Source organism: Streptomyces sp. NPDC006296, assembly GCF_040613235.1.
Taxonomy (GTDB): domain Bacteria; phylum Actinomycetota; class Actinomycetes; order Streptomycetales; family Streptomycetaceae; genus Streptomyces.
The window spans coordinates 1-3921 of the sequence record NZ_JBEXRT010000088.1 but is presented as its reverse complement, the minus strand read 5'-3'; the positions used below and the strand labels follow the sequence as shown (position 1 = coordinate 3921).

Below are 3921 nucleotides of genomic sequence, written 5' to 3'. Positions count from 1 at the left end.
GCGGAGCCTGTGGACTTCTCCTACGAGGCGCTTGCGGCTCAGGGGTACCGGTACGGGCCGGTTTTCCAGGGGCTGCGGCAGATGTGGCGTCACCACGACCAGGTGTATGCGGAGGTCGTGCTCCCCACCGACCCGGACCGGTACACCCTCCATCCCGCCCTGCTCGACGCCGCACTCCACGCCGCACTGATGAGCAGGATTCTCCCCGACGACGGCCGGATCCGCCTGCCGTACGCCTGGGAAGACGTGACGCTGCACGCATCCGGCGCCTCCGCGCTGCGGGTGGCGGTGACGACCGCGGGGGACAACGCGATACGCCTGCGCGCGGCGGACGGCGCCGGTACGCCGGTGGCCGAGGTGCTGTCGCTGGCCATGCTTCCGGCCGATCTCACCGCCCTCGGCTCCCCGGCCGTCGCCCGGGACTCCCTGCTGCGCCTGGAATGGGTGCCCGCGCTGTCGGCGGACGGTGCGGCGCCGCGCGCGCTCTCGCAGCTCGGCCCCGATCTGTTCGGGCTGCGCCCGGCAACGGAAGACCACATCGACCAGCGGGAGCACACCGAGCTGTCCGGCCTACCCGGCGGCCCGAACGACGTGCTCGTGTGCCTCGGCGGTGACGAGGCGCCGGACATCCCGGCAGCCGCACGCGCGACGCTGCACCGCGCGCTCGATCTGATCCGGGCGTGGGTGACCGACGACCGGTTCGCGGACGCACGACTGGTCGTGGTGACCCGCCGTGCGGTGACGGCCGGACACCGCGACCCCGCACCGGACCTCTCCACCGCGCCCCTCTGGGGCCTGCTCCGCTCCGCCCAGAACGAGAATCCCGGGCGGCTGGTCCTCGTCGACGTGGACGAGGACACACGCTCGCTCGCCGCGCTGCCCGCGGCGCTGGCCGGAGACCGCGCGCAGTTCGCGCTGCGCGGCGGACGGATCCTGGTGCCGAGACTGGCCAGGGCGAGTTCCCCGGGCCGTCCGTCGGAGCAGGGGGATGCCCCGCCGCAGGTGGAGTCCGCGGGCCCGGACGAGGCGGAACCGCTGTCCTGGTGGGACACCGAGGGAACCGTGCTGATCACCGGCGGCACCGGCACCCTCGGCCGGCTGTTCGCCCGGCACCTGGTCACCCACCACGGGGTGCGGAACCTGTTGCTGGTCTCCCGGCGCGGACCGGACGCCCCCGGAGCCTCTGACCTGATCTCCGAACTGACCGGTCTGGACGCCGAGGTGACGGTCGCCGCCTGTGATGTCGCCGACCCTGCCGCGCTGTCCGCCCTGCTCGCGGGAATACCGGCGGACCGTCCGCTCGCCGGCGTGGTGCACGCCGCCGGGACCCTGGCCGACGGGCTGGTCTCCGGGATGACGCCGGACGGGCTCGACGCCGTGCTGACACCGAAACTGGACGCGGCCTGGAACCTCCACGAGCTGACCTGCGATCTCGGTCTGTCCGCGTTCGTGCTGTTCTCCTCGGTCATGGGCACGATCGGCAACGCCGGTCAGGGCAACTACGCCGCGGCGAACGTGTTCCTCGACGCCCTCGCTCAGCACCGCCATGCGGCCGGACTGCCGGCGATCTCCCTGGCGTGGGGCCTCTGGGAGGAGCGCAGCGAACTGACCGGTGACCTCGACGACGCGGACATCGCCCGGATGGCCCGCATCGGACTGAGACCACTGCCGACGGACGACGGCGTCGCCCTGTTCGACGCGGCGATCGCCGCGGGCGGACCCACCGCGACGCCGGCCGCACTCGACCTCGACCGGCTCCGCACACAGGCGACCGGGGCGAGCCTGCCGGAGGTGCTCCGCGGGCTGGTCCGGACCCGGCGCACGGCGGCGGCGGTCACGGCGACCGGTACGACGTTCGCCGACCGGCTGGCAGGCCGTCCCGCCGACGACGTCGACCGCGAACTGCTCGACCTGGTGCGTTCCCACACCGCCACCGTGCTCGGGCACGCCGGTGCCGACGCCGTACAGCCGGCCGTCGCCTTCAGGGAACTCGGCCTCGACTCGCTGTCCGCGGTGGAACTCCGCAAGCGGCTCAACGACGCCACCGGACTCCGGCTGCCGGCCACCGTGGTGTTCGACCACCCGACGCCGTCCGCCCTGTCCGCCCTCCTGCGCGAGGAGCTGCTGGGCGGGGAGAGTCGCACCGCCGCGTCCACGGCTGCGGCCACGGCTGCTTCAGGGGACGACGACCCGATCGTCATCGTCGGGATGGGCTGCCGGTATCCCGGTGGTGTCAGCTCGCCGGGAGGCCTGTGGGACCTCGTGCGGTCGGGGCGGGACGCCGTCGGCGGGCTGCCCCGTGACCGCGGCTGGGACCTGGACAACCTCGTCGACACCGACCCGGAGCGGACGGGCAGGACCTACGTCGACCAGGGCTACTTCCTCGACGACGCGGGGGAGTTCGACGCCGCGTTCTTCGGGATCTCGCCGCGCGAGGCGTTGGCGATGCATCCGCAGCAGCGGTTGCTGCTGGAGACGGCGTGGGAGACGTTGGAGGACGCCGGGATCGAGCCCGGTTCGCTGCGCGGCAGCGACACGGGTGTGTTCGTCGGCGCCATGTCCCAGGAGTACGGGCCGCCGATGCACGAGGGCTCCGCAGAAGCGGACGGGCTGCTGCTCACCGGGACGAGTGGGAGTGTGACCTCGGGTCGGCTGGCGTATTTCCTGGGGTTGGAGGGGCCGGCGGTGACGGTGGACACGGCGTGTTCGTCGTCGTTGGTGGCGTTGCACCAGGCGGCTCAGGCGGTGCGCAGGGGTGAGTGTGCTCTGGCGGTCGCCGGCGGTGTGAGCGTGATGTCGTCGCCCGGGGTGCTGGTCGAGTTCTCCCGGCAGCGGGGGCTGTCCACGGACGGCCGCTGCAAGGCCTATGCGTCGGCCGCCGACGGGACCGGTTGGGGTGAGGGTGCCGGGTTGGTGGTGCTGGAGCGGCTGTCCGACGCGCGGGCCCGGGGGCATCAAGTGCTGGCGGTGCTGAGGGGGTCGGCGGTCAATCAGGACGGTGCGTCGAACGGGTTGACCGCGCCGAACGGTCCTTCGCAGCAGCGTGTGATCCGCCGGGCGCTGGCCGACGCCGGACTCACCTGCGCGGACGTCGACGTGGTCGAGGGGCACGGCACGGGGACCCGGCTGGGGGACCCGATCGAGGCGCAGGCGCTGCTGGCGACGTACGGGCAGGAGCATTCCGCGGAGGAGCCGTTGTGGCTGGGTTCGTTGAAGTCGAACATCGGTCACACCATGGCGGCGGCCGGCGCCGGCGGTGTGATCAAGATGGTGGAGGCGCTGAGGCGTCGTGAGGTGCCTCCGACTCTGCACGTCGATGAGCCGTCGTCCCATGTGGACTGGGAGTCGGGGGGTGTCCGTCTGTTGACGGGGCTTCGGGAGTGGCCTTCGACGGGGCGTCCGCGTCGTGCGGGGGTGTCGTCGTTCGGGATCAGCGGGACGAACGCGCACGTGATCCTGGAACAGGCGCCGGAACCGGCGGAGATCGCGCAGCCGGCGGAGCCGGTGCAGATGCCCGGGGCCTCGGAGCGGCCGTCCCCGGATCCGGAGCCGGCCGGTTCGCCGGTGGAGGGGGCGGGGCCGGAGCCGGTGGGGTGGGTGGTGTCGGCGCGGACCGGGGAGGCGTTGCGGGCGTATGCGGGCCGGGTGGCGGCGGCTGCCGTCGATCCGGGGCTGGCGGTGGTGGACGTGGCCGCCACGCTGAGCGGACGTACCGCCTTCGAACACCGTGGGGCGGTGATCGGGGCCACCCGCGAGCAGTTGCTGACGGGCCTCCGTGCTCTCGCGGACGGTGTGCCCGCCGAGAACGTGGTGACGGGCACCGCGTTGGGTGGTGGGTCGGTTCTGGTGTTTCCGGGTCAGGGGTCGCAGTGGGGTGCGATGGCGCGTGGGTTGTATGGGTCGTCTTCGGTTTTTCGGGCT

At 72.9% G+C, this 3921-nt stretch carries 1 protein-coding gene; it reads left to right on the top strand.

The annotated features are described in order from the left end of the window. Positions 1–9: 9 nt before the first annotated feature. The coding region (locus tag ABZ172_RS30005) for an SDR family NAD(P)-dependent oxidoreductase (protein WP_356888501.1) at positions 10–3921 on the top strand (3912 nt) is incomplete at its 3' end.